Source organism: Gilliamella sp. ESL0232 (assembly GCF_013346885.1).
In the GTDB taxonomy this organism is placed as follows: domain Bacteria; phylum Pseudomonadota; class Gammaproteobacteria; order Enterobacterales; family Orbaceae; genus Gilliamella; species Gilliamella bombi.
In genome coordinates this window covers 395,261-420,333 of record NZ_JAAEDW010000001.1, presented here as the reverse complement: position 1 = coordinate 420,333, position 25,073 = coordinate 395,261, and the positions used below count along the sequence as shown (strand labels likewise).

General features: G+C 34.6%; 24 protein-coding genes, 1 tRNA gene and 2 pseudogenes. 7 read left to right on the top strand and 20 right to left on the bottom strand.

Annotated features, from left to right (window positions below):
* Positions 1–78 precede the first annotated feature (78 nt).
* Together GYW75_RS01970 and GYW75_RS01965 are read left to right on the top strand one after the other, a co-directional pair.
* Complete coding sequence (locus GYW75_RS01970; protein ID WP_174798225.1) at positions 79–1,272, top strand: MFS transporter; 1,194 nt, start codon at positions 79–81, stop codon at positions 1,270–1,272.
* A gap of 427 nt (positions 1,273–1,699) precedes the next feature.
* Positions 1,700–1,776, top strand: a tRNA-Arg gene (locus tag GYW75_RS01965).
* Between the two features lie 547 nt (positions 1,777–2,323).
* Here the strand turns inward: GYW75_RS01965 and guaA are convergent.
* Positions 2,324–3,907 carry a glutamine-hydrolyzing GMP synthase gene (gene guaA / locus GYW75_RS01960; RefSeq protein ID WP_174798224.1) on the bottom strand — a complete coding sequence of 528 codons (1,584 nt, stop codon included), beginning with the start codon at positions 3,905–3,907 and terminating at the stop codon, positions 2,324–2,326.
* Positions 3,908–4,165: 258 nt separating this feature from the next.
* Between guaA and GYW75_RS01955 the strand changes: the two genes are divergently transcribed.
* Together GYW75_RS01955 and GYW75_RS01950 are read left to right on the top strand one after the other, a co-directional pair.
* Positions 4,166–4,597, top strand: coding sequence for a hypothetical protein (locus GYW75_RS01955; RefSeq protein ID WP_174798223.1), 432 nt, complete (start codon positions 4,166–4,168; stop codon positions 4,595–4,597).
* Positions 4,598–4,600: 3 nt separating this feature from the next.
* Positions 4,601–5,068, top strand: coding sequence for a MarR family winged helix-turn-helix transcriptional regulator (locus tag GYW75_RS01950; protein WP_065589137.1), 468 nt, complete (start codon positions 4,601–4,603; stop codon positions 5,066–5,068).
* Positions 5,069–5,291: 223 nt separating this feature from the next.
* Here the strand turns inward: GYW75_RS01950 and pta are convergent, their stop codons facing one another.
* Positions 5,292–7,442 carry a phosphate acetyltransferase gene (pta, locus tag GYW75_RS01945; RefSeq protein WP_065589138.1) on the bottom strand — a complete coding sequence of 717 codons (2,151 nt, stop codon included), beginning with the start codon at positions 7,440–7,442 and terminating at the stop codon, positions 5,292–5,294.
* Positions 7,443–7,508: 66 nt separating this feature from the next.
* Positions 7,509–8,714, bottom strand: coding sequence for an acetate kinase (locus GYW75_RS01940; protein WP_174798222.1), 1,206 nt, complete (start codon positions 8,712–8,714; stop codon positions 7,509–7,511).
* Positions 8,715–8,909: 195 nt separating this feature from the next.
* On the opposite strand from GYW75_RS01940, the gene yfbV reads away from it, so the two are divergent.
* Positions 8,910–9,374, top strand: a complete 465-nt coding sequence (yfbV, locus tag GYW75_RS01935; RefSeq protein ID WP_167370046.1) for a terminus macrodomain insulation protein YfbV — start codon at positions 8,910–8,912, stop codon at positions 9,372–9,374.
* 5 nt (positions 9,375–9,379) lie between these two features.
* Entirely contained in the window at positions 9,380–9,883 is a 504-nt protein-coding gene (gene priC, locus GYW75_RS01930; RefSeq protein ID WP_065589141.1) for a primosomal replication protein PriC, read from the top strand.
* A gap of 91 nt (positions 9,884–9,974) precedes the next feature.
* On the opposite strand, the gene GYW75_RS01925 is transcribed toward priC, so the two are convergent.
* The 5 genes from GYW75_RS01925 to GYW75_RS01905 form a co-directional block, all read right to left on the bottom strand.
* Positions 9,975–10,307, bottom strand: coding sequence for a DMT family transporter (locus GYW75_RS01925; protein WP_034910602.1), 333 nt, complete (start codon positions 10,305–10,307; stop codon positions 9,975–9,977).
* A gap of 367 nt (positions 10,308–10,674) precedes the next feature.
* Complete coding sequence (locus tag GYW75_RS01920) at positions 10,675–11,058, bottom strand: hypothetical protein (protein WP_174798221.1); 384 nt, start codon at positions 11,056–11,058, stop codon at positions 10,675–10,677.
* A gap of 393 nt (positions 11,059–11,451) precedes the next feature.
* A complete protein-coding gene (locus GYW75_RS01915; protein WP_174798220.1) occupies positions 11,452–12,912 on the bottom strand; it encodes a DASS family sodium-coupled anion symporter in 1,461 nt (486 codons plus the stop codon).
* A 255-nt stretch (positions 12,913–13,167) separates the two neighbouring features.
* Positions 13,168–14,085: an FAD:protein FMN transferase gene (locus GYW75_RS01910; RefSeq protein ID WP_202983900.1), complete on the bottom strand. Its 918-nt coding sequence runs from the start codon at positions 14,083–14,085 to the stop codon at positions 13,168–13,170.
* A 77-nt stretch (positions 14,086–14,162) separates the two neighbouring features.
* Entirely contained in the window at positions 14,163–16,934 is a 2,772-nt protein-coding gene (locus GYW75_RS01905; RefSeq protein WP_174798219.1) for a flavocytochrome c, read from the bottom strand.
* 521 nt (positions 16,935–17,455) lie between these two features.
* Between GYW75_RS01905 and GYW75_RS01900 the strand changes: the two genes are divergently transcribed.
* Positions 17,456–18,508, top strand: coding sequence for a dihydroorotate oxidase (locus tag GYW75_RS01900; protein ID WP_085164072.1), 1,053 nt, complete (start codon positions 17,456–17,458; stop codon positions 18,506–18,508).
* 177 nt (positions 18,509–18,685) lie between these two features.
* Here the strand turns inward: GYW75_RS01900 and GYW75_RS12670 are convergent, their stop codons facing one another.
* From GYW75_RS12670 to GYW75_RS01830, 12 genes and pseudogenes are all read right to left on the bottom strand, one after another.
* Positions 18,686–18,823 carry a DUF454 family protein gene (locus tag GYW75_RS12670; protein WP_411578473.1) on the bottom strand — a complete coding sequence of 46 codons (138 nt, stop codon included), beginning with the start codon at positions 18,821–18,823 and terminating at the stop codon, positions 18,686–18,688.
* Between the two features lie 129 nt (positions 18,824–18,952).
* Positions 18,953–19,995: pseudogene (locus GYW75_RS12665) on the bottom strand (IS3 family transposase); the annotation flags it as partial.
* 91 nt (positions 19,996–20,086) lie between these two features.
* Positions 20,087–20,308: a DUF6246 family protein gene (locus tag GYW75_RS01875; RefSeq protein ID WP_174798215.1), complete on the bottom strand. Its 222-nt coding sequence runs from the start codon at positions 20,306–20,308 to the stop codon at positions 20,087–20,089.
* Positions 20,309–20,791: a phage tail tube protein gene (locus GYW75_RS01870; RefSeq protein WP_174798214.1), complete on the bottom strand. Its 483-nt coding sequence runs from the start codon at positions 20,789–20,791 to the stop codon at positions 20,309–20,311.
* A gap of 11 nt (positions 20,792–20,802) precedes the next feature.
* Positions 20,803–21,186: a phage tail termination protein gene (locus GYW75_RS01865; RefSeq protein ID WP_091346942.1), complete on the bottom strand. Its 384-nt coding sequence runs from the start codon at positions 21,184–21,186 to the stop codon at positions 20,803–20,805.
* Positions 21,183–21,560, bottom strand: a complete 378-nt coding sequence (locus GYW75_RS01860) for a hypothetical protein (RefSeq protein WP_202983898.1) — start codon at positions 21,558–21,560, stop codon at positions 21,183–21,185. Before GYW75_RS01860 ends, GYW75_RS01865 begins: the two co-directional genes overlap by 4 nt.
* A gap of 23 nt (positions 21,561–21,583) precedes the next feature.
* Positions 21,584–21,937: a hypothetical protein gene (locus GYW75_RS01855; protein ID WP_174798212.1), complete on the bottom strand. Its 354-nt coding sequence runs from the start codon at positions 21,935–21,937 to the stop codon at positions 21,584–21,586.
* Positions 21,930–22,269 (bottom strand): annotated as a pseudogene (locus GYW75_RS01850) (DUF7370 family protein). The gene GYW75_RS01855 and the pseudogene GYW75_RS01850 overlap by 8 nt, the downstream one beginning before the upstream one ends.
* Positions 22,270–22,307: 38 nt before the next feature.
* Complete coding sequence (locus tag GYW75_RS01845) at positions 22,308–22,487, bottom strand: hypothetical protein (protein WP_065636185.1); 180 nt, start codon at positions 22,485–22,487, stop codon at positions 22,308–22,310.
* Positions 22,488–22,490: 3 nt separating this feature from the next.
* Positions 22,491–23,561, bottom strand: a complete 1,071-nt coding sequence (locus GYW75_RS01840) for a major capsid protein (protein WP_174798211.1) — start codon at positions 23,559–23,561, stop codon at positions 22,491–22,493.
* A gap of 9 nt (positions 23,562–23,570) precedes the next feature.
* On the bottom strand, positions 23,571–23,999 hold the full coding sequence (locus GYW75_RS01835; protein ID WP_174798210.1) for a hypothetical protein: 429 nt from the start codon (positions 23,997–23,999) through the stop codon (positions 23,571–23,573).
* A complete protein-coding gene (locus GYW75_RS01830) occupies positions 23,999–25,069 on the bottom strand; it encodes a DUF2213 domain-containing protein (RefSeq protein ID WP_342366950.1) in 1,071 nt (356 codons plus the stop codon). The genes GYW75_RS01835 and GYW75_RS01830 overlap by 1 nt, the downstream gene beginning before the upstream one ends.
* Positions 25,070–25,073: the final 4 nt, after the last annotated feature.

Sequence of the window (25,073 nt, the reverse complement as noted above, 5' to 3'; positions counted from 1 at the left end):
TATAACTACTATATACAGAAACAACATTTGCCCTTAATGCAACTCGGCCGGTCAAAAAGGTATGAGGATAAAGCTATAATGTCTAAAAAAAATCTCAATATACCAAACAATAAAACATACACACACTGGAGCGGTATATTTTCTATGACGCTATGCGTTTTTGTATTAATTGCTTCAGAATTTTTACCTGTAAGCCTACTTACACCTATTGCTAGAGATTTACAAATTACCGATGGACAAGCGGGTCAAGGTATTGCTATATCAGGTATACTAGCAGTACTAACTAGTCTGACAATTCATAAACTTACAGGAAACTTAGATCGAAAACTACTGTTACTATTTCTTACGTTTTTAATGGCTTTATCCGGGCTAGTTATCGCTATCGCATCCTATTACTTGGTTTATATTCTGGGAAGAGCACTAATTGGTATTGCTATCGGTGGATTCTGGTCAATGTCAGCTGCAACGGCTATTCGTTTGGTGCCACAGCATCAAGTACCTAAGGCTCTAGCTATTTTCAATGGCGGTAATGCTCTTGCGACAATTATAGCCGCACCACTGGGAAGCTACTTAGGAGAAACAATAGGCTGGCGTGGAGCATTTATTTGTATCATTCCCCTTGCTATTTTTGCATTTATTTGGCAATGCATTAGCCTGCCTACTATGAAAACCTATAAAGAAAATCAACCTAACAAGCCTATGCTTCAACTGCTAAAAAAACCAATTCTATCTATAGGCTTACTGGCATGTGGATTATTTTTCATGGGACAGTTTACTTTATTCACCTATGTGCGCCCTTTTCTAGAAACAGTGGCTAAGGTAGATAATTTTAATCTATCTTTAATTTTACTTGCTATAGGTATCGCTGGTTTTATTGGAACAATGGTAATTGCAACCTTTCTGAAAACTAAACTCTATCAAACATTAATGATGATTTCTTTAATAATGACTGTCATTATCATAGGTTTATTTTTAACTAGTAGTCACATCTGGACTGTAGCTACTTTATTCAGTTTATGGGGATTGTTTGCTACGGCCGCACCAACTGGGTGGTGGGCATGGATAGCACAAACATTACCCAAAGATGCAGAAATTGGTGGAGGACTAATGGTTGCAGTAATTCAATCATCAATTGCGATAGGTTCAACGATAGGCGGATTGTTTTTTGATTATCTGGGATGGCAAAGCAATTTTGTATTAAGTGGTATATTATTAATTGGTTCGGTAATAGCAACGTCTATTGTATTTTATAAAAATAAAACAAAAAGTTAAAAAAATTATTTCTCTAATAATCTTTTAGGCTCTATTTTCATCTTTCAGTTGATAAAAGATACCTTAAAGGACAATTTGGGAGTCATAATAACTGTCTACTGGAAAAGATTGCTAAAAAAGCATTATAAGTCATCATTTAACTAAATCATAGCTAGATATTACTATACCAAAATTAATTACTAGAATGTATAAAAACTGAATATTATTAACAACAATATTCGACATTTAATTACATAGGCCTATTATATAATTTGCTAATAGTTAAAAATGTAAAGAAATTTTATGATTAATACAAAACATCAACGACTCTAATAAAAAACCAAATTGATGATATTTTATCAATCCGATATAATAGGCCATTAAAAATCATTGACGTATCGAAATAGCTTTATATAATACACAACATCTAAATAAAAAACCTATCTAAGTCTCCTTAGCTCAGCTGGATAGAGCAACGGCCTTCTAAGCCGTAGGTCACAGGTTCGAATCCTGTAGGGGACGCCATTACAAGCAAGATTCAAACTAATTAAGTTTGGTATGATACATTATGGTGTATGTGTTGATTCTAAAGAAATATCTTACGATTTAAGCTATATTGTAACAGGACTTTGTAAGCTATTAATTTGCGGTAGTTCAAACTTAATCAGATATTTTGCCTAATCAGTCACCGTTATTTTTTCTTTGTGATATAAGCACCATATCTCTTGTCTGTGATAAGGCGTTAGTTTTGTTTTTTTATGTATATTTATTACAGTAGTTTCTCAAATTATTGTAAATAATTCTAGTAAATAATGCGCTTATCAAATACCTAATTTGAAAAAGGGTTTATCCCAATTTTAGAAAATGCAACATACAATCAAAATGGAATTTTTATTTTTTCCTTTTGTTTTACTAATTTAAACTTAGTTTTTGTTAGTGTATTTATTCCGGATTAAAGATACCTCTAAAAAAGTTGAGTCTAAGTGGGATTAAATGAGGTTAAAAAGCCTTGACAAACAAGGCTTAAAATAACAAAAAAAGACAATATGAGATTACGTGATATTAAATACAATTATTCCCATTCAATAGTCGCTGGCGGTTTTCCGCTTATATCATATACGACACGAGAAATACCATTAACTTCGTTGATAATTCGATTTGAAACTCGTCCTAGGAAATCATAAGGTAACTGAGCCCAATGAGCCGTCATAAAATCGATGGTTTCAACTGCACGCAAGGATACAACCCAATCATATTTACGACCATCCCCCATTACACCTACTGAACGAACAGGTAAGAACACAGTAAAGGCTTGACTTACTTTGTTGTATAGATTAGCTTTATAAAGTTCTTCAATAAAAATAGCATCAGCTTGACGTAACAAGTCGCAATACTCTTTTTTAACCTCACCAAGTACACGCACGCCAAGACCTGGACCAGGAAATGGATGACGGTAAAGCATGTCATAAGGTAATCCAAGTTCTAAACCCACTTTACGGACTTCATCTTTAAATAATTCGCGCAGTGGCTCAACTAAGCCCATTTTCATATCTTCTGGTAATCCGCCTACATTATGATGTGATTTAATTACATGGGCTTTGCCAGTATCAGCAGCAGCCGATTCAATAACATCTGGATAGATAGTACCTTGAGCTAACCATTTTACATCTTTTAATTTTGCCGCCTCTTCATCAAATACAGCAACAAATTCACGCCCGATAATTTTACGTTTTGCTTCAGGATCTGCTTCACCTTTTAGTGCAGCTAAAAAGCGATCTTCAGCATTTACAGCTATGATATTTAAGCCAAATTTATTACCAAACATATCCATAACTTGTTGAGCTTCGTTCAAACGTAACAAACCATGATCAACAAATACACAAGTTAATTGATCTCCGATAGCTTGGTGTAATAACAATGCTGTAACAGAAGAATCAACCCCTCCTGATAAGCCAAGTAATACTTTGTCATTGCCAACCTGTTCTTTAATTCGAGCAATAGCATCGGTAATAATTGAAGATGGTGTCCAAAGTTTTTCGCAGTGACAGATATCAATCACAAAACGTTGCAATAACTCGAAACCTTTAACAGTGTGAGTCACTTCTGGGTGGAATTGAACACCATAAAATTGTTTTTCGTCATTAGCCATAATAGCAAATGGACAAGTTTCAGTACGACCAATTAGTGTAAAACAATCAGGCAAGGTTGTTACTTTGTCACCGTGGCTCATCCAGACATCAAGTTGATTAATGCCTTGTTCGCTTGTACTATCCAAAATACCATCAGTTAATTTTGACGATCCAATAAGATCCACTTTAGCATAACCAAATTCACGTTGGTTAGAGCCAGTGACTTGACCGCCTTTACCAACTTGAATTGCCATAGTCTGCATGCCATAACAAATACCCAAAACAGGTACGCCAGCATTAAAAACATACTCGGGAGCACGAGGACTATTATCATCGGTGGTACTTTCAGGACCACCTGATAAAATAATACCTTTAGGATTAAATTGTTTGATTTTCTCTTCTGATACATCCCACGGCCAAAGTTCACAGTACACACCAATTTCACGAATACGTCGAGCAATTAATTGAGTAACTTGTGAACCAAAATCGAGGATTAATATGCGCTGTTGGTGGATGTCTTTTTTCATCAATTTTATTCCTAAACTATGAACTAATACAAAATCAGGCTGATATTGTACCATTTACCAATTAAATTGAGAGCATTAATTAAAAACAATTATAAATATTTTATATTATTAATAATTTCGAAATCATCTTATTACAGAATTCAATATCATGGTCATCAAATTAACCTTGTAATAGGTCAACAAATCAAAAAAATTGAATTCTCTTTACTTAATTAATAAGTGGACTTATAATAAGTTAACTTATCAAAAGGAGACGCTATGAATACCATTTCAATTTCTTTCATATTACCAACCAAAGCTAAACCAACTCAAATTTGGCAATACTATACTGATCTTAATTTAAGAAAATTATGGGAAACTGATCTTGAAGACTTTCGTATATTTGGTGACTTAAAAACAGGGTCTAAAGGTATTTTCAAATTACAAAATATACCGGAAATGGAAGTGACTTTATCAAAGATTATTGATAATCAAGAATTTACAGAGCAATTTGATATGCCTGAAATAGGTTTACTGTTTTTCTCACATCAAATTATTGAAATATCGCATAATCAATATGCATTAAAATCAGAAATTTCTCTAAAACCGGATCCAAAAATGGATACTAAAGCATCCTATGATTTTATAATACAGATTTCAGATGATATTATAGATAAAACTTACAAATTAAATGGCTTAGTTGAAGGGTAAATTATGACAAAGGACAATAAGTTTTTGACTCAATTCCAAACTGATTCTGAATCTATTGGTTTTATTTTTATGAAAACTTATTCGTCCTGGCATACGAATATCAAAAATTGCTTGAAAAAACAGTCTATCACTCATCCTCAATTTATAGTGCTTGCAACGCTTGCTTATCTATCACAGCGACTAGATGAAATAACACAAATTATTTTATCAAATAAAACAAATATCGATGTGATGACAATTTCCCAAATATTAGAGAATTTAGAAAAAAAGGATTATATAAAACGCTCTTGCTCAATTAAAGATAGTCGAGCAAAATCCATTCAATTAACACAAAAAGGATTGAATAAAGCAAATGAAACTGTACCTTTAGTTGAACAAATAGATAAAGATTTTTTTTCAACATTACAAGGTGATAAAGAACAATTTATGGAAATGTTATTAACACTATTAAAAACCAACATGAAGGGATAACATCATTTATAAATTTTTATTATTTATTATTTTTATCAACGTTGAATGCATGGAATTGACTTAAAATAAGTTTTTGAAGACCTTGTCTCAAATTTCTAGAACAAAATACTTTAAAACTGAATCTTTATAACTCAAGCTTTTAAAACTCATTACTTGGTTAAATTTAATTAAAAAAGGTGATATTGCATCACCTTTTATAAATCGTTAAAACGTTTTGCTAAACTTATTTTGTAGCATTTTGTTCTTGTGCTGATTGAATTGCGGTTAATGCAATAGTGTAGACAATATCGTCAACTAATGCACCACGAGACAAATCATTCACAGGTTTACGCATGCCCTGTAGCATAGGACCAATCGAAACAAGATCAGCTGAACGTTGTACTGCTTTATATGTAGTATTACCTGTATTAAGATCAGGGAAAATAAATACAGTAGCTTTACCTGCAACTTGTGAATTAGGCGCCTTTGATTTAGCTACATCAGGCATTACCGCTGCATCATATTGTAATGGGCCGTCAATCATTAGATCAGGACGTTTTTCTTGAGCAATGCGAGTTGCTTCTTTCACTTTTTCAACATCAGCACCTTGACCAGAACTACCTGTTGAGTATGAGATCATCGCAACGCGAGGTTCAATACCAAAGGCGATTGCTGTATCAGCCGACTGAATGGCAATTTCGGCTAACTCTTGTGCATTTGGATCTGGGTTAATTGCACAGTCACCATAAATATATACTTGATCAGGCATTAACATAAAGAACACCGATGAAACAAGAGAACTGCCTGGTGCAGTTTTAATTAATTGTAACGGTGGACGAATAGTATTAGCGGTTGTATGTACAGCACCTGAAACTAAACCATCAACTTCATTAGCTTCAAGCATCATGGTACCCAATACGACATTATCAGCCAATTGCTCACGAGCAATAACTTCAGTCATCCCTTTGTTTTTACGTAATTCAACTAGGCGAGGAACATATTTTTCACGGATATTTTCAGGATCAACGATCTCTACTCCTTGACCTAAAGTCACGCCTTGTGAAGCGGCAACTTTACGCACTTCGTCAGGATTACCAATAAGAACACATTTTGCAATGTTACGTTCAGCACAAATTGCAGCTGCTTTAACTGTTCTTGGTTCGTCACCTTCTGGTAATACCACTACTTTTTTCGCATTACGTGCAAGTTCAGTTAATTGATAACGAAATGCAGGAGGAGACAAGCGACGTGCAGAATTCACTACTTCATTTAATGATTTAATCCATTTAGCATCAATATGATCAGCTACATAATTTTGGGTGTTTTCCATACGTTCTTTATCGTCAGCAGGAATTTCTAAATTAAATTGTTGTAGACTAATTGATGTCTGGAAAGTGTTGGTTTTAACCGTAAATACAGGTAAACCAGTATCAAATGCTGGTTGGCATAATTTTGCAATTTTATCGTCGATTTCATAACCACCAGTTAGGAGTACACCACCAATTGCCACACCATTCATTGCTGCTAAACTGATAGTAACTAACACATCAGCACGATCAGCAGAAGTCACTAAAAGTGCATTTGGTTGTAGGTGGTTAATAATATTTGGTACGCTGCGAGAGCAGAAAGACACATGTTTAATACGACGATTTTTAATACAACCTTCGTTAATGATTTTTGCATCAAAATGCTTAGCAATATCTATAGCACGACAAGCACTTAGATCAATATTCCAAGGAATACAACCAAGAACAGGCAATGGACTGTGTGCATTTAAATCATCGATAGTAATTTTCTTATCATCAAATTTAGGGGTATGATAAATTTCAGCAACATCAGGACGAGCAAGATTTTGCTCTTCAACTGGCGCATTAACTTTATTAACAATCACACCGACGATTTTATCATTTTTAATACCACCAAAGTTAGAACGAGCAATTTCAATACGATCTCTAAGTTGTTCTGGCGTATCTTTGCCCATATTAACTACAAAAATAATTTCGGCGCCAAGGGTTTTAGCAATATTATTATTAAGTTCATTAGCAAAAGGATAATCAGATGTTGGCACAATACCTTCAACTAAAACAACATCAGCTCCTTTAGTATTTTCGGCATAAAGGGCAACGATTTCTTCCATTAACACATCTTGTTGATTTAAACCTAATAGGTTTTCAACATGGCTCATTTTAAGCGGTTTTAGTGTTGGAATTGATGTATTGTTGCTCACTAGAGTTGTGGTATTATCTGGCGCATCGCCACCAGCTCTTGGTTGCGCGACAGGTTTAAACACATTTAAATTAATACCTTGACGCTCCATAGCTCGAATAACGCCCAGACTCACACCTGTTAACCCGACATTAGTGCCAGTTGGGATGAGCATAATTGTACGAGACATAATTATTACCTCTTAAATCTTTATTGTATAAAAACAAACCGCCATTTAGGCGGTTTTGAATATTTATTAAGCAGTTAGACGCGCAGCATCTTGAGCAATGACAAGTTCTTCATTGGTTGGAATAACCATCGCAATAGCTGAACCATCTTTAGTAATTTTGCCACCCTTACCAAAACGAGCTGCAAGGTTACGTTCTTGATCAAGTTCAAAACCAAGAATACCTAATTTTTGTAATGCCATACGACGCACTTCTTCTGAGTTTTCACCGATACCTCCAGTAAACACGATAGCATCTAAACGACCATCTAAAAGCATAGCATAGCCGCCGATATATTTTACTAAGCGATGAACAAACACATCTAAAGCGTTTTTAGCGTTTTCATCTGTTTCGTAATTATCGGTTACATAACGGCAATCACTGCTCACACCAGTCAAACCTAATAAACCAGATTTTTTGTTTAAAAGGTTATTAATATCAGCAACAGACATTTTTAAGTTATCATGTAAGAAGAACATAATCGCTGGATCGATATCACCACTACGTGTACCCATCACCAAGCCTTCAAGCGGAGTTAAACCCATTGAAGTTTCAACACATTTACCATTTTTAACAGCTGTAATTGATGCGCCATTACCTAAATGACAAGTAATAACATTAGTTTGGTCAACTGGTTTATTTAATAATTTAGCAGCTTCGCGACTAACATAATAATGGCTAGTGCCATGCGCACCATAACGACGAACACTGTGTTTAGTATAAAGTTCGTTTGGAAGAGCATATAGATAAGCTTCTTTTGGCATTGTTGTATGGAATGCAGTATCAAACACTGCAACGTTTTTAGTTTTTAGGTGTGGGAACGCAGCAAATGCTTCACGAATACCGATTAAATGTGCAGGATTATGTAACGGCGCAAAAGCAGATGCTTCTTCAATTCCTTTTAATACTGAATCATCAATAACAACTGACTGGGTATATTTTTCGCCACCATGAACAATACGGTGACCAATCGATTTAATGCTATCTAATAATTCTGGCTTTTGTGGAAAGATGCTATTAACAATAAAACGAATTGCTTCACTGTGTGCTGCACCAGCGCCTAAAGAAGCTTCGTTCTTAACACCATCAAGCTTCCACTTAATACGAGCATCAGGAAGATGAAAACATTCAGCTAAACCAGATAAAAACTCATCACCATTTTCAGGGTTTATAATGGCAAATTTTAATGATGAACTTCCGCAATTAAGAACAAGAGCGTTATTACTTGATGACATAGTAATTCCTATAAATTGAATAATAAAGACATATACCAATCAAAATTGGTAACTCAACACATGATTTAAAATCAATGTGACTACGCTAAGGTGACTTCTGATATCTTGTTTTTTGAGATAAAATAGAGAGAGTCCCCAATTTGAATGGCACTATTTTAAGACAATAAGAAGTGAATGTCGAGGAATCACAATAATATGAATTTAATAACCACATTTAAAGCTGGTCAAAGGTATATGAAGCTTTGCCCAGTAGACAAACAATTAACACATTCATTTCCTGAATTAAAAATTATTAACTACATAAAAACCGCAAATAAATACTTGCCTCCTATCATTATTGGCTTACTCTTTTGGCAGTATTTCATGCCGGCACAAATTGCTGTAACAATAATAACCATACTATTCACCTTAAGCATGCCTTTGCAAGGAATATTTTGGCTAGGAAAACGTGCTCTATCGCCCTTACCACTTAATTTAATTGACTGTTATAACCAATTAAAAATAAAATTAATTGCTAAAAAAATTATTGCCGAAAAAAATAGTTTAGATGACAATAAATTAACATTTGAAGCATTTATGAAAATTATCAACCTAGCCAAATTACATTTAGGTGATTATTTCGGTCAAGACAATGATAGCTCAACTTATTATAAAGAATAATCACAATGGCAAATTTACTCACTATACTACAAAAACAAATTGACAAATTAGAACAGCAAATTAATTTAGCAAACGAGCAACTATTTCAAGAACCTTATTTTGACGAGCAACTATTTCAAACTAATAAAGTTGTAACAGATAAAACGTTTTACCTTGAAAAAATCAAACAAACTTATCAAGTATTAGTTGCTAACATAAAATTAGAAAAAGTTGAACAAATAACTTTTTTATCTGACAAGTTAGTTAACCAAATTGCAGCCCTAACGCGTGAACTAGCAACCCAAAACCTACGCAAAAAAGGGTTCCAAAATATTATTGCAGAAACCTTAGCCCAAAAACATATGCGTCACCTAGATTACTTGCGCCGACTACAAAATATGAAATACGAACTAGAGCTATCGCCCGAAATTATCAATCAAAGTAAAATCGCCGCAATTGATAACCGAATTTACCGCTGTGAACAAGCAATTAAAAAGATTGAATTTGAAATTGAGAATGATATCAATTAATAAATTTCATACTTTCCTAATTTTAATCTGATCTCATTCATTTGATTGAACAGTTTTATTTGGATTTATCCTATAGTTAATTTACGATTAATCAATGCCCTGATACTTTTGAAAATAAATTAATAATCACAACACCAAACATAATAAACCCCATACCAACTAAAGCTGCAAAATCTAAAGTTTGTTTTAGAAAAACCCATGCAATTAAGCTTATTAATACAATTCCAATTCCAGACCAGATAGCATAAGCAATACCTACGGGAATAGTTTTTAGTGCTAATGAGAGTAAATAAAACGAAGCGCTATAGCCCACAATGGTAATGATGGAATAGATAAGATTGGTAAATCCATCAGATAGTTTTAATGAAGAAGTTGCAACAACTTCACAAATAATTGCAAAAAAAAGTAATAAATATGAATTCATCTTAATACCTATAGTCGTTAAATAAAAAGCCGATTACCTAAAATTAATGTTGAAATCTTATAACAATCAATATCTAATTAACTGTTAAACATTGATAGATGAAAAATATAGTTTTGCTTTGTTTTAATATCATTAATTGTGATGAAGAGGTAAAGATAGATAGCTATTAACGCTTGAAAAGGAAAAGCTTTATGATAGCTTAGGTTTCCATTTTAAAAAATAAATTATTAATTATTAATTATTAATTATTAATAAAAATGCATATCAAACCAACTCCACTATTCTATATAATAGCCATTATTATACCTAAAAATGAGGCGCTTTGTAGTGCCAATAAATTTTATACTGCACAAAAAATTTAGTAATTCTATAAATAATTTTGATATTTTAATTTTCTTATTATAGGTGTTAATGTAAAACAATCTGTTAATGGTGCACTATCTAATGCCCAGTAATTAATTAAATCCTCATAATTCTTATAATTGTTAAAAAGAATATTTAAAACCTTTTGAATAACTTTATCATTAGGGTTTAATCCCGAAGAAATTAAATCGTTACAAACATCAAGAGATAAAATCATTAATTCTTTTTTTTCTATTGAAGAATATCCATTATATAAATATGCAAAAATATATTTATTTAACCAATATTTTGTTCTATATTGATCTGGTAAATCATAAGCCCAATCCTGAGTAAATCGATCGCCATATGGCAAATTAAGGTCATCACATAATTTTTTAATTATTTGCATGTTATCCTCAAATTTTCAATTTAAAAATGATGAATTAAATGGAGTTGATATTCGTACTGATGCATCAAATTTCACAACTGTTCTTGCCATATCAAGGGAAATATTATCTCACTAAGTAAATAGTCTCTTTTTTCTCTACTCATATTTTTACTAGATGACCATGATATTTAGTCAGCTTATCCAAATAGCGGATAATTATTGGTAAGCTGACCGCAATATCAATACCTAACACTTCACAATTAAAGCCATTTTATTACATTGAATGTTCTGAAATGACGTTAATTTCTACTACCATCACTTATAAAATTCATTGATTAACATTCACAGTACCTATAACTTTTTTAATGATTCAAGGTGGAATATGTATTATTTTAGAGGATAGTTACATAACAATTAATCCAGACCTATTATCTTCCACCATAAAATTCCAACAGTAAATACGATAATTAGATTTACAACACTACAAATAAACCCAACTTTCCACCAAGTTTTTACTGGTACAAAACCTTCGGCAAATAATAGTGGATTTCGAGCATTGGCAAACTGTGTAATTGATCCAAAGTAGTTAGTACAAATAACCAACGCAAAAATTGCAGTTAGAGTTGGTACACCTAAGGCAATAGCGATCGATAGGAAAACGGGAAATAATGCAGCAATATGAGCATTTCCACTTGCAAAGAAATAATGTAAATAAACATAGGCAACACACAAAATAACTAATACTAATACCCAACTGCTTTCACCTAAATGACCTTGTACAGCTCCACCTATTGTGTCCCCTAACCATTTTGTTACACCAAGTTTATTAACTTGCCCCGCCATCATAAGTAATGCCGCAAACCAAATTAATGTGTCCCAGGCAGCTTTTTCTCCTTTTATATCATCCCAGCTTAATACACCAGTTAAGATCAAAATAGTTAAGCCAATAAACGCAGTAGTTGTTGAATCAATACCGAAATTTTTACCAAAAATCCAAAGCGCTAACAAAAGTACAACAGTAACGCCCATAATGATTTCTTTAACAGTAATTACCCCCATTTTCTTTAATTCTTCAGCCGCTAATTCTGGCGCTTCTGGTGTTCTTTTTAATTCTGGATTAGTCAGAAAGTAAATCACCAAAGGTATCACAACGAATGAAACTAAACATGGCGCAATTGCTGCAACAAACCATTGGCCCCACCCTAATGTAATACTTAATGATGTTGTAACTAATTTAGCTGCTAATAAATTTCCTGTAAATGCCGTTAGAAACATTGCCGAGGTGATATCATTTACATGGCTAATAGTTAGCATTAAAAAAGTACCTATGCGATTTCTTGATTCATCCTTGGGATTGGATTTAAAATTGATTGCTAGTGCTTCCGCTATTGGATAAATAACGCCGCCAGCACGTGCTGTTGTACTTGGAATAGCTGGTGCCAATGCAATATCAGTAACGGATAAACCATAAGCAAGTCCTAAGGTATTTTTACCCAAAATTTTAACAAGATAATAGGCTATTCGTTTACTTAAACCTGTTTTGATAAAACCACGAGCGATCATAAAGGCAATAACAATTAACCAAATAAGACTACTATTTAATTCGCTTAACGAGATTTTTATTGACTCAGTCGCTGTTGTTGCACCAGATGGTCTCAATACAGCAAAAACAGTAATTGCTAATAGACCAATTGCGCCAATTGGCATTATTTCGGCAACAATACTGGCAATTGTTGCAACAAAAATGATGCTGGTTTGCCAACCCTCTTGACTAATACCTTCAGGTGGAGATACAAACAACCAAAATATCGCTGAAATTACCACAATAATGATAAGTGGCAACCATTTTACTGGTGGTTTCTTTACTACGCTCATAATATTTTCCTTTTTAACTTAAATATTATTTAATTTATAAGATTTAATTCAGTTACAATAATACTATTCTTTGTTTGGCTATTATTTATAATTGCTCATGTTTGTATAATCAAAAAAAATAAATAAAATCAACAATCTACCTGAATGTTTTTTGTGAAAAGACCTATATATTAAGCCATTTACACAAAAAAAAATTCATAAAAAATAATAAAATTATATCGTTAACTAAAATCGCATTTATTGCAAATTGAATAATTAATCTATTTTTATAGTGTATTGAGTATCGGTTTTTTGAAAACTAAAGTTATCAGGATTTATTAATGCTATAGTTTTATTTTTTAGCAAAAATATGGCTGATAAATTTTGATTCTTTCGCAAATACGCCTTACTTTTCTCAATCCCCCATCCATAAAAAACAGTCGAATAAATATCGCCTTCTAATGAAGAATCTGAAATTATTGTCACACTTTCAAGTTCGTTGTCCAACGGATAGCCTGTTTTGGGATTAAATATGTGATGATAAAGTTTATTATTTTGCATAAAAAAGCGCTCATAAATTCCCGATGTGACAACTGATTTATTTTTAACTTTAATAACGCCAGACAGCTCATCACTAATTGAAAACGGTTTTCTTAATCCTATATTCCAATAACCACTTTGTTCTGTTAAACACTCACCTAAAGTTAATACATTTCCACCTAAGTTAATAATACCTTGATACACTTGATTTTCGAGTAAAACCAATTTGACGATATCAGCAATATACCCTTTAGCAATTGCACCTAAATCAATTTCCATTCCAGTTTTTTTTAAAAAAACGGAATGTGTGTTTGTATCAAGTTCGACATTTTTAGGATCAATTAACAATAGTTGTTGTTTTATTAATTCAGCAGATGGTACTTGATAACCTTGGAAACCAATCTTCCAAAGCTTAACTAATGGGCCAATAGCAAAATTAAAGCAACTATTGAAATAAAGACTGACTTTTTGAGCTTGTTCAATTAGGGAAAAAATAGGTTGACTCACTGTCACTGGGTGTTTACCCGCAGCTAAATTAATTGACATAACTTCTGAAAATAGCCGGTTAACAGTCAATTTATCCTCAAGCATTTTAATAATTTGAAAAACAGTGTGTGCAATGGCTTCATTTGGCTCTAAAAGCGTTAATGACACCGTTGTTCCCATTAAAGTTTGAGAATATTCATATCTCGAACACACCATATTAAACAAGCTCAGCTAGTTGTAATAATTTAATTTTTAATATAATCAGCAGCTTTTTTACCCGCTTGTCTACCAAAAATAATGATATCAGCAACAGCATTGCCACCAATACGGTTAGCACCATGTACACCGCCAACAACTTCGCCTGCGGCAAAGACCCCTTGGATGATATTTTTATTAGCATCTAGGACTTGTGTTTGGGTGTTGATTGTCACTCCCCCCATGGTATGGTGAACGCCCGGTGCGATCTTTATTGCATAGAAAGGACCTTTTTCTATTGGATGACGTATACCTGTTGTTCGGCCAAAATCCTCGTCTTGTTTGGTAATAGCAAACTGATTATAACGCTTTACTGTTTTAGTTAATTTATTAGTATCAATTGATAATTTTTGTGCTAATTCTTCAATGGTATTTGCTTGTGATACAAGTTCATTTGAAACATATTCTTCCACTGCTTTGTTTTCATTACGGACTTGTTGATCAAATAAGATATAAGCATAGTGCTCAGGTAATTTTATAATCTCAGCTGAAACTTTATCCCTTGTATCAAGTTCATTAACGAATCGTTGACCATTTTGTGATACAAGTATTGCGCCTTCACCTCGAATCGATTCAGATATTAAATAAGATGTTGTTTGTTCAACCGTTGGGTGGATTTGAATCTCTCCCATATCAACGGTTCCTGCACCAAGTTTTTCCAATAACATAATGCCTGAACCAGTAGCACCTTTGTGATTAGTGGTGACAAAACCTTTAAGATCGGGTCGATATTTTTCAACCATTGTGGTATTGGCACTAAACCCACCAGTTGCAATAATAACTACTTTTGTTTTTATTACGTGATTTGAGCCATCTTCTTCTGAAACTTTAACACCAACCACTTTATTATTTTCTGTCATAATTTCAGTAACTACAGTATCAAGCATAACATCAATACCACGCTTATTGATGTTTTTAACTAGGCCACTAATTAAAAAACCACCTACTGCAGCACCACTTTCAGGGCGGTGAGTTCGATCAATACTCATTCCACCAGTTGTTGTAATACCACTTAATTCAATACCATTTTCATCTAACCAATCAATGGCATTTGGTGCATTTTCAACAAAATAATGTAATAAATCAGGGTTATTTTTATTTTTTCCGCCTATCATCGTTTCGTTATAAAAGAGTTCTTTACTATCTGTAATACCTTTGAGTTTTTGGAATTTGGTTTCTGCCGCATTCATACCAGCTGAAGCTTTATTGGTATTACCGCCAATTACAGACATTTGTTCAACAATAACCACATTTGCACCAAGATCATGAGCTTGGATCGCAGCAGTAAGCCCTGCTCCACCACTACCAACAACCACAACATCAAAGGATTGGTCATTTGGATCACCACCTTCCGCAATAATTGCTTCTTTATTAGATTTTGCCATCGCTTTAGTTACAGCTTTTTTAAATACTTCACATTGTGTCGTTGCGCCAGAAATAGCATCAACATGTGGACTGTTAGAGTCAATAATTCGATGCTTAATTTCAGTAAAATTATTTAATACTTCGCTATCAAAGTTGTTAGCATTAACGAGTTGTATATCTTTGATAAAATCATTTCCTAATTCAACATTAATCAAAAACTCATAAGATTCATCATTAACTTTTTCTTGATAATTACCAGGTTTGAATTTTTTAACATTAAGGTTCACATCCCGAATCAAACTTTCAACAAGCGAAAAATGCCATAGAGGTTCAGGGATATTCAGATCTTCACGTTTATCACTATTGATAAATAGCTCTAGTTTTTCACCTTTCTTTATTCGACTAACCCAATCAGGATAAGCAATGCTAGCTCGACCAACCGCAACTAAATCATAGCCATTGTCGATGGCACTATCCAAATCACTTTGATTAACAACATTACCGACACCTACAACAGGAATTTTTGATAAAATTGGTGAACGCATCGCAACAAATTTTTTAATTAATGGAGTTGGATCTTGAGTATCAACAATCGACGATCTAAGCGTTGTTCCCATTGAGAAATGGACATAATCAAGCCCTTTTAGGGCCAATTTTTCAAGCAAATACATTGTGTCATCAAAACGAATGCCTGGGATTTCTAATTCTTCTGGAGAAAAACGATAACCAACGATAAACTCTGGGGATGCATATTGTTTTGCCATACTATGAGTGATATCTAAGACGGCTAAAGGGAATTGAGTACGATTATCACGACTTCCCCCCCACTTATCATCTCGTTGATTTGAATTTGGTGAATAGAATTGCTGAATAAGGTAAGTATTTGCACCATGAATTTCAACACCATCAAATCCAGCTTGGATAGCGCGTCGCACTGCTTGGCCAAATTTTTCGATCATTTCATCGACTTCATCAGCGCTTAGTGCTACTGGTATTGCTGCACCAGGGCGTGGTGCTGCAATTGCACTTGGCCCCACAGGCGATTGTCCACCAATTAATTTTGGCTCAACCATTCGCCCTCCATGGTAAACTTGAATTACTGCTTTGGAGCCTTTTTCTTTGATTGCCTTCGCAATCTTTGCTAATCCTTCAATTTTGTCATCACTATCTAAACCAATTGCACCAGGAAAAGCTAATCCTTTATTATCAACAAATCCACATTCAACAATAATTGTTCCTATTTCACCAGATCGTACACGATAATATTCAATTAGATCTTGAGTAACTGAACCATCATAAAAACCAGAACAAGTTGTCATTGGGGCCATCATTATACGATTTTTTAGTTCAACGCCATTAGGTAGAGTTATCGGACTAAAAATATGTTCATTTTTCATTTTTATATACCTACTCACTAGTATTTAAGCTTTTTAATTATGATAACATTAACAATAGTTACTCTCCACATGGATTATCTACATTAATAACAACAAGTATCATTTTTTAGACATAAATTTTTTTAGTGTTATTAAGCAATTATAAAATTATCACGATAAATAGGATAAGATCATGCTTATTTTGGGTATTTTAGAGAGATTATATTGTCGAATTTATGATTTAAAATCTAGAAAAAAATACTATAACCTTTTCATTTAGTTAAATATTTTTATGATTTTCATATTGAACTTTAATTTTATTCAGATAAAATGTGTACAAATTTATACAATAGAGAATAACTTAATGTCTTTAATTCCAATTAGCAGTTCTGAATCTACCCCATCTTTCTACTCTCTATTGTTCCTATTTCTTAATCCTCCTTATGGAGGATTTTTTTTGGCTATAAAACCTTATTCATTTTATTTTTATTACAACTTAATACCCAACTTCACTTTAAGAACATGCATGACCAGGAGATAGTATGGAATCTTTAACACCTTTTTATAATCCTTCTATAAGCTACGAAGATAATTATGCTCAAGGACCATTTGGTCTTTTTACACAATTAGATAAAGCTGAGCAAATCCCAACAAAATCTTCAAAATTTTTAAACCATGACGTTAATTTACCATTTGGTATACCGGCAGGTCCTTTATTAAATGCAAACTACATTAAAGCCGCATTTGCCTATGGATTTGATTTATGCGTATATAAAACAGTTCGAACAAAACTACATAAATGCCATCCATTACCGAATGTGTTATCAGTTCATCCTAAAGGTAAATTATCGTGTAATTTAGATACAGTATTAGCAGATACTGCTTACAATCAACCTCTATCAATTACCAACTCTTTTGGGGTTCCTTCTTTTTCTCCAGATATTTGGCAACCAGATATGGCTGATGCAGTAAAATCTGCAGGTCATGGGCAATATGTAATTGGTAGTTTTCAGGGGACGCAAAGCAATGAAGCAATAGAAATCGATTATGCTTTAGCTGCAAAATTAGTTAGAGAAACCAATGCGCCTATTCTTGAAGCAAATTTAAGTTGCCCAAACGAAGGAGCAAGTAAACTACTTTGCTTTGATATAGATAAAGTCGAACGAATTGTTAACGCTATTAAAACAGCTGTTCCTGATCGCCCACTTATTTTAAAACTAGCCTATTTCCCTGATGATGAAAGGATCGTTTCTTTATTGACTCGTGTCGGTTCTATTATCGACGGCTTAAGTACAATTAACACACTGTCCGCTAAACCAGTTGATGCTAAAGGTAATCCTGCCTTAGGGGAAAATAGAAAAGAAGGCGGTGTCTGTGGAGATGCAATTCGTTGGGCTGGTTTAGATATGGTAAGTAGATTAGCTAAATATCGAAAAGAAATGGATCTAAAATTTGTTATTGTTGGTGTTGGTGGTGTTAGTTCTAGTGAGCATTATCGTCAGTTTATCGATAATGGCGCAGATGCGGTCATGAGTGCTACGGGTGCCATGTGGAACCCAATGCTTGCTATAGAAATTAAGAAAAATCTTAAATAAAATTATTTACAGTTAGGCTCACATTTGTTACAGGGTAACTTACCCTGTAATTTTTTACTGCCTATATACCCTACTGCATTCTTAATTTTTCCTAAAATAATAAAATAAAAAGTATTTACAATACAATTAAGGCCATTGCTAACATTTCAAACAAATTTATTTTTGTTGCTTTCTTTTTTATATATAAGTTTGATAGTAATGATTATCAGTAAAATAGCTATAAAGACGATCTGAGATATTGTTCAAAAAATAGGTCGTTAATAAATAAAAAAGCACTGTTGGTAGGAGCGGCACGAAAATACTAACTGTCCCAATAAAAATGAAGCACTACCTATAATTATAAAAAACCATTTTTTAAACATTATAAAATGTAACTTAGAAAGGTTTCATTATTCAATTCAATATGTAAATACCCCAAACTTAGTACACAACTCACGTAGAAAATCATGCTGCCTGTTTTAGTGTTTTATACTCAATCGGTGTCATGTTATTTAATACCTCATGCGGTCTTTCGGTATTATAAATCGTTAACCATTCTTCGGTTATTCTCCTTGCTTGTGCTAAGTTGTTAAAAAGATATAAATCGAGTACTTCAGTACGATAGGTACGATTAAATCGTTCAATATACCCGTTTTGATATGGGCTGCTGGGGTTGATGTAATCTATAGTTATACCATGTGATTTTGCCCAATTAGTAAACGTGTTTCTAGTGAATTCCGGTCCATTATCTACTCGTATTTTGAGTGGATAACCATGATATTCGGCCAGTTTATCCAGATAACGGGTAATCCTGCCAGCTGGTAAGCTTACTGCAATATCAATGCCTAGCGCCTCACGATTAAAGTCATCAATCACATTGAAAGTTCTAAAGCGTCGTTGATTGCGACTGCTGTCACTCATAAAATCCATTGACTAGCATTCACCTTGTTTATTGGGTACTGATAGTCTTTCCGGGCTTCATGGAGGAATGCGTTGTTTACGCTTTACCCTGAGATTAAGCTTCAATTCACAATACACCCGATACACACGTTTATGATTCCATTTATAGCCGAGCTTTCTGATGCGATTATAACACTTGGGAAAGCCACAGCGTAAATGCTTATCGGTGATCGCACTGAGTACCGACCTAATTACTGAATCATCTGGTAACTTGGGCTGATAATAGTAAGCACAGCGGCTTAAGCCAACAATAGCGCAGCTCATGGTAATAGTAACAGGATGATTTTCTTGTAACTCCAAAGCCCATGCTTTACGTGCCTTGGTAGGTACTATAGCTTTTTTATGATTTCCTCCTGAAGTTGAGATTTTAAACTGAGCTCAGCAAACACCTGCTTAAGCTTGCGGTTTTCAGCCTCCAGCTGCTTTAAACATTTGATATCGGAGGTTTCCATACCACCGTATTTATCACGCCATTTATAGAAAGTTGAATTCCCCATACCATATTTACGGCAAAGTTCTTTGACAGGAATACCGGCTTCAACTTTTTTTTAAAATAGCTACGAATTGATATGGTGTTATCTATTTCATGTTTAAATCCTCTGTTGGTTAATGAAGAGAATTTTCTACTTTTTTGCTGTACTATTTTAGGGGATAGTTACACGCTTCAAGTATTTTGTCAGCGCATTCTATGACAGATGTGAAATCGTCATTATTCATTTCGCCAAAAATGATAGAAAAAATCTCAACTATTTCATCTGGTTTACCTATCTTTGTCATATTAAGAAAAGATGGAATAAATAAATAATCAATTTCCTTATGATGAATTATAAATTCCCCAATGTCCTTTATTACTGGTTTCATCTACGGTTTTCCTGAGACTGGGATAACAGTTCTTGTTACATTGCCTGCACTTGTCCCCTCAATTGACCACGTGCAAACATCATCGTATGGGTATTCTTCCGTTAATGAAGACAATAAATAACAACCCTCAATCACCCTATTAATAATAGGATTTACAATTTTAATCCAAACATAAGGCTGTCCGTCAGTATCTTGCGATGGGCTTTCGATGTGGTCCAGCAAAACTCCTTGGTTTTGAATGTCATCACCACGGGATACACCATCAAACGATACTGTTTTTTCTTTAGTTGTAACCATTGATTCAGTTGTACCATCTTCAGATGTGTCGGCTGTAACATCAATGGTGTTCCAGTTCACGCCTCGTGACTTACCCCGAATCATTCCCAACCGCTTATAATCCTTTTCCGTAGGTCTTGTATCAGGGTTACCTATTTTGTAATAGACGGCAATTTTCCGTCCTGTTCCTGCATTACTTTTAGCCATAAATGTACCTCTTATCTTGATATAATCATTTGAGCGGTAAATTCGAAAATAAACCGCCCCTCTTCTGTATTTGCTTGGGTTATTCCTCCGACTGGACTCATTGAAATAACATTGTTGGATTCAAAATCATCTAGCATAAATTGCCTGATTTCATCTGCTTTATCATTAACCGCTACAACGTCCGAATCATTAATCGCTGAAATAATTACAATCCTAAAATAATCTCGCGTTATCGCCTCACTAGCATTACCGCCTCCAGCAGGGACAATTACAATATATCTATTGGATTTTGTGTTTTTTACTTCAACCCATTTCCGAAATTGTAAAATGTAATCATCAAGTAAATTATGTGAATTCAGCCAGCTTTTTATTGAGTTATATGTATCAGAAATCATATTTTGTAACTCTCCCTAATAACCTGCTGTATGACATCCTTACCGTCCCGTTCAAACCCTTTTTTGATAAAATCAGGCTCAGCATTAGGAGACCAGTAATTACCCTTTGATTTTTTACCCGTTCTCGGTTTCCCTCTTAATTTTGCTTTAGCGCTATTAACGAAAGCAGCATAATTAGCCGTATAACCAACTCGACCAACCCAACCTTTTGGGATTGGTTTTAGCTCTCTATACTGCGAATTAATAAGATTGGACGTGTCGATTGGAGTAAGTGAAGCAACAAAAGACATACCAACAATCATAACTTGCTGGATAATCCTTTGAGTTCTGATGTTGGCAATTTCATTAGTTATCCTGTGAATATTTCTATTCACCTTTGAAACGCCTTTAATCGCCATTAGGTAACCACCTCATAATCAGGGATTTCACCAAAAGCGCTCATATCATATTCAAGCACAAACTCCACTTTTTCAGCGTTTGAAGCTTCTAACGATAACGAAGTTTTATCACCTTTTGCTATGAAGTCGCCCTGTTTAATTCGGTTATCTTCGGTGTAAAAAGTTGTTTTTCTTACCCTTTCAACACCTAGAGAATCAATGTAAGCACCCAGTGCGTTTGGTGCTTCATCTTTCCATGTGCATTTCACCAAATAAGGTTGACCGTAAGTATCAACATTGTTTTCTCCGTCGTATCCCATGTGAGGATATACTGTTGCAACATTTGTATAGCTCCAATTCGCTGTATTACTCATCCCTACCTCCAACAACTAAAAAAAATGGTTTCTTTGAGCAAGAAATACCTAGACAATCAGTACATCCGTGAACGTCAAGATTTTTTAGTAATGAGTACATAGATTTAAAGCCCACATCATCATATTTAAATGACCTTGACGCACCGCTTGGTGCTGATTGTGATGCGATTTTTCTTGCTCCCTGCATTTGAGCCAGTAAACAAGCTGAGTAAATCAGTATCAAAAGCTGGTCGGCTTCTGAATAACCATGAGCAACCACTGATTGAATTCACCTTGTTAAGGATTGCGTTAATAACAATGCTCGGTACAGAATAACCAAGCTCTGATAACATTTGATTAACGTCTTCTGCGGTTACCTGTACTGACATGATTATTTACCCTTTTTCTTTTTGTCTGCTTCAACTTCAACAGATTGCTGCTCTAACACAATTACACGCCCAATAAAAGCAGTAGGAATGTCTGTAGCATGGAATTCATACCCAATAGGTAGTTCAGTTACCGCGCCATCAATGCGGCCGAAACAGCCGCGTTTAGTTACCCGTAATTTCATCAATTATCCCCGAGCGTTAAAGACTTTGCTTTTACCGTTAAAGTCACGTTTGATTTGCAAACCAAATGCCGACCAGACCAATGTTTGATAGTTGTCATGTGGGTTAATTCGTTGTTTCATGAATGAGCCAATCGGTGCAGCAATACGGGTTTTAATGTACTGAGCATTGCGAACGTAACCAATGAAGTGGTTGCCTTTTAACTCAAATGTTTTAGTGAATGAACCAATGTGCGCTGAGTAACGTAAAATATAGTCTTTTACTGTCCCCTCTTTAAATCCATTTGAATTAGAGTAAGGAAGATTTAAACGGCGCTCAATTTCGGGAGAGATAAAGACTTTTAATTGTTCTGACACTAAATTAGCATCAAGAATAACAACAAGGTCTTTTGTGAAGAAATTAATAATATCGTCGTTACTTGTGGCTGTTGATGTTAAATCAATATTCAAACCAGACGCACTTAAATCCACTTGATTGGTATGTGGATGGTTAGTGATACCTTTGCCTTCAAAGTTTTGTACTTTGATTTTTTCATCACCTGTTAAAATGTATTGCGCCATATCTTGGCGTAATGCTGCCACTGCCGCTTCTTGGTCATCTGACATTGCGTCGATGTTTTCAGTTTGCAAACCTAACCATTCACGCCATTCACGAGCATAACCTGTTTTAAAGATTGGCACAGGGTCGCCGTAATGGTCATAAACAACCTTATCTAGCGTTTCTGGCTCTTGCCCTGACATTGAACGATTAACATATCCTGCATCGCTTGAAACACGGTATAGCGCAGCTGTTTTACCAATGGAGATAGGCGTACCTAATGATAATAAATCATCAAGTAATGGTGCGCCTTCATCATCACGGATAACACGGGTGGTTACGTTATCCACTTCACGCCAGTAATCTTGGGTTAAGATTGCGGCTTGATTAACTTCAATAGCATTACCATGCGTTGCACTCATTTGGTTTTGAGCATTGTTAAAGATTTGACGGCTTGCTTTTAACTGATTCCAAGCCTGTGCTACTTGAGCGGAATTGGTAATTAATTTTTTATTAAAAATAATCTTTTCGTTCTTCATTATTGCTCCTTAAGCTTTACGAACTCGAACTTGTTCAGCGGTCGCGCCAACGGTATAGGTTTCAAATGCATAGAACAGCACCGCATCAGTACCGCTTGCTTTTTTTAGTGTTCCGTCACCGTTAGATGCTAATTTGTCACCAACTGTTAACGCTTCACCTGCTTTTACTAAAACATGGTAAGTAACATCATCTTCACAAATAATGGCGATACCTGATGTGTCATTCGGTACATTGTCACGGATATCATGACCACCTAGATAATCATTTGTGATGACTAAGGCTTGGGTTTGCTCACCTGCTGCCGAATGTTTCATTAACTTATTGTTAACCACAGCAACCAAAGAGCATGGCGCAATCGCTTCACCTGTTTTTAAGTCAATTGTTTGTAGGTCGTTTTTGCGTGCAGGACCGCCAATCACGGTTTTAAATCGAATCATTACTCTGGAGCCTCCATGTTTAATAGTGAATTATCTGAATTATTAGCAAAACCACCGCTAATAGGCGCTGTTTTAACGCACTGTGCGTATAAGGCATCTAATGGCTCACCAGATAGCGCATTGACTGCGGTTTGTGTCATGTTGAACTTGGCTTTTACCGCTTCTCGTTTAACGGAGAGCTCTTTTTCTGTATTTGCATTTACCGCTAATTCCAGACTTGTAACCTTGTTCATTAACGCCTTGGCCCACGCTGGTGCATCTTCGGCATTAGTTGCGTTTTTCTTCTCCTGTTCAGCTTTTTTCTTTTCTTCTTCCTCAGAAGTTTTCTTTTTTTCAATCGCTTCTTTGGCTGTTTGCTCGTTATAAGCTTTTAACAGTTGCTCATCTGATAAGCCGTCAGTCTTAATACCTGCAGCATTTAGAGCTAGTAAGATTTTTTCTTTCATTAAGTCTTCTTCCTCTTTTTGATTAAATTTAAATACGCTTAAAACCTCTTTAATGGTTTTACTAATTACATTGCTTATTGAATCTTCTGAACACTCAACAAGACTTACGTTTTCAATTGGCGATTTTTCACCATTAGAGTTAACAAAAATACCGACCCCGTCATCTGGCGTGGCTGCACCTTGTTTATCTGGAAGTATTGCGACATGATCGAACTTCATGTTTCGAGCTATTGAGTTGTAGCGTTTGCCTTTTGATGTACCTGATTGATTATCGGGCGTGTAAGTTAGCCCTGTTGATACATGAATTGGTGTGGTATTTTTCCCACTCATCATGTCATCAAGCCGATTCACAAGCATTCGCCCCTTTTCGGTACTTTCAGCAAATTTTCTATCGATATAGGCATCCATTAAGACTTTATCGTTAGATTTACGAACATTTCTGCCCCAAGCACCAATATAGAAGTTATTAATAGCTTGTGGATTTAATGCGGAAACGTGCTCGTTATTTATGCGCGGATGGTCAAGCGGCATTAAATTATCATTCAATGTCATGTACGATTTATTAATTTCATCTGCCGGATAGAAAATGCCATTCATGACAATATCATCCACGATAGGGACCACATCA

Excerpts from the sequence above, each read along its gene's own strand:
- GYW75_RS01950 (WP_065589137.1), top strand. The coding sequence starts at position 4,601 with ATGACAAAGGACAATAAGTTTTTGACTCAATTCCAAACTGATTCTGAA.
- yfbV (WP_167370046.1), top strand. The coding sequence starts at position 8,910 with ATGAATTTAATAACCACATTTAAAGCTGGTCAAAGGTATATGAAGCTT.
- GYW75_RS01940 (WP_174798222.1), bottom strand. The coding sequence starts at position 8,714 with ATGTCATCAAGTAATAACGCTCTTGTTCTTAATTGCGGAAGTTCATCA.
- GYW75_RS01875 (WP_174798215.1), bottom strand. The coding sequence starts at position 20,308 with ATGAAACCAGTAATAAAGGACATTGGGGAATTTATAATTCATCATAAG.
- GYW75_RS01900 (WP_085164072.1), top strand. The coding sequence starts at position 17,456 with ATGGAATCTTTAACACCTTTTTATAATCCTTCTATAAGCTACGAAGAT.
- GYW75_RS01845 (WP_065636185.1), bottom strand. The coding sequence starts at position 22,487 with ATGAAATTACGGGTAACTAAACGCGGCTGTTTCGGCCGCATTGATGGC.
- GYW75_RS01955 (WP_174798223.1), top strand. The coding sequence starts at position 4,166 with ATGAATACCATTTCAATTTCTTTCATATTACCAACCAAAGCTAAACCA.
- pta (WP_065589138.1), bottom strand. The coding sequence starts at position 7,442 with ATGTCTCGTACAATTATGCTCATCCCAACTGGCACTAATGTCGGGTTA.
- GYW75_RS01925 (WP_034910602.1), bottom strand. The coding sequence starts at position 10,307 with ATGAATTCATATTTATTACTTTTTTTTGCAATTATTTGTGAAGTTGTT.
- GYW75_RS01835 (WP_174798210.1), bottom strand. The coding sequence starts at position 23,999 with ATGATTCGATTTAAAACCGTGATTGGCGGTCCTGCACGCAAAAACGAC.
- GYW75_RS01970 (WP_174798225.1), top strand. The coding sequence starts at position 79 with ATGTCTAAAAAAAATCTCAATATACCAAACAATAAAACATACACACAC.
- GYW75_RS01865 (WP_091346942.1), bottom strand. The coding sequence starts at position 21,186 with ATGATTTCTGATACATATAACTCAATAAAAAGCTGGCTGAATTCACAT.
- guaA (WP_174798224.1), bottom strand. The coding sequence starts at position 3,907 with ATGAAAAAAGACATCCACCAACAGCGCATATTAATCCTCGATTTTGGT.
- GYW75_RS01915 (WP_174798220.1), bottom strand. The coding sequence starts at position 12,912 with ATGAGCGTAGTAAAGAAACCACCAGTAAAATGGTTGCCACTTATCATT.
- GYW75_RS01870 (WP_174798214.1), bottom strand. The coding sequence starts at position 20,791 with ATGGCTAAAAGTAATGCAGGAACAGGACGGAAAATTGCCGTCTATTAC.
- GYW75_RS01905 (WP_174798219.1), bottom strand. The coding sequence starts at position 16,934 with ATGAAAAATGAACATATTTTTAGTCCGATAACTCTACCTAATGGCGTT.
- priC (WP_065589141.1), top strand. The coding sequence starts at position 9,380 with ATGGCAAATTTACTCACTATACTACAAAAACAAATTGACAAATTAGAA.
- GYW75_RS01840 (WP_174798211.1), bottom strand. The coding sequence starts at position 23,561 with ATGAAGAACGAAAAGATTATTTTTAATAAAAAATTAATTACCAATTCC.
- GYW75_RS01920 (WP_174798221.1), bottom strand. The coding sequence starts at position 11,058 with ATGCAAATAATTAAAAAATTATGTGATGACCTTAATTTGCCATATGGC.
- GYW75_RS01855 (WP_174798212.1), bottom strand. The coding sequence starts at position 21,937 with ATGAGTAATACAGCGAATTGGAGCTATACAAATGTTGCAACAGTATAT.